General features: G+C 61.2%; 3 protein-coding genes and 1 pseudogene. 2 read left to right on the top strand and 2 right to left on the bottom strand.

The features are described 5' to 3' along the window. Both K728_RS19390 and K728_RS0112725 read left to right on the top strand, forming a co-directional pair. Positions 1–358: pseudogene (locus K728_RS19390) on the top strand (imidazolonepropionase); the annotation flags it as partial. Positions 359–523: 165 nt separating this feature from the next. Then, positions 524–895, top strand: a complete 372-nt coding sequence (locus K728_RS0112725; protein ID WP_024476962.1) for a glyoxalase superfamily protein — start codon at positions 524–526, stop codon at positions 893–895. Between the two features lie 84 nt (positions 896–979). Here the strand turns inward: K728_RS0112725 and K728_RS0112720 are convergent, their stop codons facing one another. Then, positions 980–1,894 (bottom strand): carbohydrate ABC transporter permease, encoded by a 915-nt coding sequence (locus tag K728_RS0112720; protein ID WP_019483552.1) that lies wholly within the window; start codon positions 1,892–1,894, stop codon positions 980–982. Positions 1,895–1,896: 2 nt separating this feature from the next. Further along, on the bottom strand, positions 1,897–2,834 hold a 938-nt coding region (locus tag K728_RS0112715), incomplete at its 5' end, for a carbohydrate ABC transporter permease (protein WP_019483551.1).

Below are 2,834 nucleotides of genomic sequence, written 5' to 3'. Positions count from 1 at the left end.
CCCGCCAGCCGTTGGCCCCCGGCCGCGAATTGCTGGACGCCGGGGTCGAGATTGCGCTGGCCTCCAACTGCAACCCCGGCACCTCGTACACCACCTCGATGGCCTACTGCGTGACCACGGCCGTCCTGCAGATGCGGCTGAGTGTTCACGAAGCCGTCCGGGCGGCTACCTTCGGCGGCGCGCTGGCGCTGCACCGGGAGACAGGGGCCGACGACGACGGCCTCCGCGCGGTCGGGTCCCTCGCCGTCGGGCACCGGGCAGACCTGCAACTGCTGAACGCACCGGCTGNCACCTGGCCTACCGGCCGGGGGTGCCGCTGACCCACGCCGTCTGGAAGCAGGGCGCCAGGATCGTCTGACGTCTCTCGCATGGCCTACTGCTCGATCCTGCCAATCGGGTTCCACGCGACTGGGCCGAACTACGGCACAGTCCAGGACAGAAGCTGACCGCATGGAGTCCTAGGCTGGGGCCAGAATCCGCCACCCGGTGGAATCTGCCAGGCCAAGCGAGAGGAATGGAAATGATGGACTGGAAGCTGGAAGTTGTGCCAATCCCCGTGACAGATGTGGACCGGGCCAAAGCTTTCTACGTTGACCAGGTTGGCTTCAACGCTGACGTCGACCAGCAGGTCGACGAGCACGTGCGCTTCGTCCAACTGACTCCGCCTGGTTCCGCGTGCTCAATCGTGATGGGGACAGGTCTGGTCGACATGCCACCGGGATCGCAAAAAGGGGTCATGATCGTGGTTCCGAACGCTGATGACGCCCTGGGGTACCTCACGGGTCGGGGTGTCCAGGCCCGTGGGGTCGAAGAACTGGAGTGGGGGCGGTTCGTCTACTTCGCGGATCCGGACGGGAACGAGTGGACCCTGCAGGAGCTCCCCGCTTACTCCTGACCCCAGACCAACGATCATCTGCCCACCGGGACAGAACCTGGTGGGCAGATGATCGAGACAGGAAGGGAACGCGGAAGTACGCCGCTACTTCACGGCCCCCGCTGTGAGGCCACCGATCAGACGCTTCTCGATCAGCGCGAACAGGATGATCACCGGAATGATCGCGACAATTGAGATACCAAACACGTACTGCCACGAGGTGGCATACTGACCGATGAACTTTGTCAGTGCCACCGATAGCGGCTGATTCTCCGCGGTCGACATGATCACCAGGGAAGCCGCGAACTCGTTCCAGGACGACACAAAGGTGAAGATGACGGCGGTGACAATGCCCGGCCAGACCAGGGGCAGATTGACCCTGAACATCACCGTCAGCTTCCCGGCGCCATCCAGCTGGGCAGCCTCGTCAATTTCTTTGGGAATCGCCGCGAAGAAGCTGTGCATGATCCACAGCGCGAAGGAGAGGTTGAACGCCGCGTTGATCAGAATCATGGCCAGCCAGGTGTCGTTGATCCCCAGCAGCAACATTTCACGAAACAGGCCGGCGGTCAGCACCGCTGGCTGCAGCATCTGGGTGACGATGACCAGGAACAAGAACACAGTCTTGCCCGGGAACCGGAACCTGGCCGTGTAGTACGCCGCGGGGGTGGCCACCAGAAGGACGAGGAGGGTCGCAAACACCGCAATGATGATCGTGGAGATCAGGTTGTAGGGCAACGGCGTTTCCGGGGTGCCCCACATGGTTGCATAGTTGCTCCACTGCAGGCCCTCGGTGGGGAAGTACGCGGGTGGCACAGAGAGGATTTCTGACCGGGTCTTCAGCGAGCCCACCAGCATGATGGCGTAGGGCAGCAGGAACACGAGTGCGACGATGGCGCCGACCACCATCCGAAGACCCATTTTGCGGCCGGAGACCTGATCGGCGCCGTACCGCTTCTGCCGTGCTTTCACTGGGGGCAGTGCTGAGCGTTCCGACTCGTTGAGCGTGGTCGTCGACATGCCTAGACCTCCTTCATCGGCTTGACGATTTTCACGTACGCCGCAACGATCACAATGACGATGGCGAAGTTGACCACGCTGAGGGCACTGGCAATGTCCACTCGCCGATCAAACTGCAACACCTTGAAGATGTAGGTCATGAGGGTATCCGCCTGATACCCGGGGATCGATCCAGTGATAATCCTGAGGATCGGGAGGTTGTTGAACACGTTGATGATGTTGATCAGGACCGCCACGGCAAGAGCCCCCCGAAGCTGAGGCAGCACAATGCTGAAGTAGGTGCGGAAAGGCCCGGCCCCGTCCATCTTGGCTGCCTCGAGTGCGTCCTCCGGAACTGACTGCAAGCCAGCGAGCAACGTATAGGCAGTGAACGGGATCGACACGAACACCGCCACAATGATCGCCACTCCGAGAGCCGGCAGGACATTTTTGGTGAATCCATACGGCGAGTCGAGGATCCCGATGTCCACCATGAAGGTGTTCATAATCCCGTAGTTGCTGTCGAGGCCGTAATAGAACACGGTGGTGGTCATCACCACGCTGGCCGCCCAGGGAACAACTACTGCCATCCTGACAAAGGTGCGGCCGGGAAAGGGCTTGTTCAGGAACTGGGCCAGGATCAGTGAGAGGAGCACTGTCAGCGATACCACCACCACCACCCAGACCACTGTGTTCAGCAGCACTCGCGGCAGGTTTGGATCAGAGAACACATCAGCGAAATTGGCGAACCCTGCGGAGCCCTGATCGATCCCGCTCTGGCTGATTTCCCGTGTGGAGTTGTAGATCATGAACCCCGCGGGGAAGATCACGATCGCGAAGATCAGAAGGAGGACGGGCCCAATCCAGGGCAGGGCGGCAGGCAGACCGTCGGAATTTTGTTTGCGGCGTTTGCGTCCAGGTGATGTGGACTGGCCAGCCAACACGGGCTGTGTGCTCATCG

Origin of the sequence: Arthrobacter sp. CAL618 (genome assembly GCF_000468215.1) — a bacterium.
Classification (GTDB): Bacteria; Actinomycetota; Actinomycetes; order Actinomycetales; family Micrococcaceae; genus Arthrobacter_D.
Note: the sequence above shows the minus strand (reverse complement) of the source record. Positions and strands in the feature narration are given on the sequence as shown.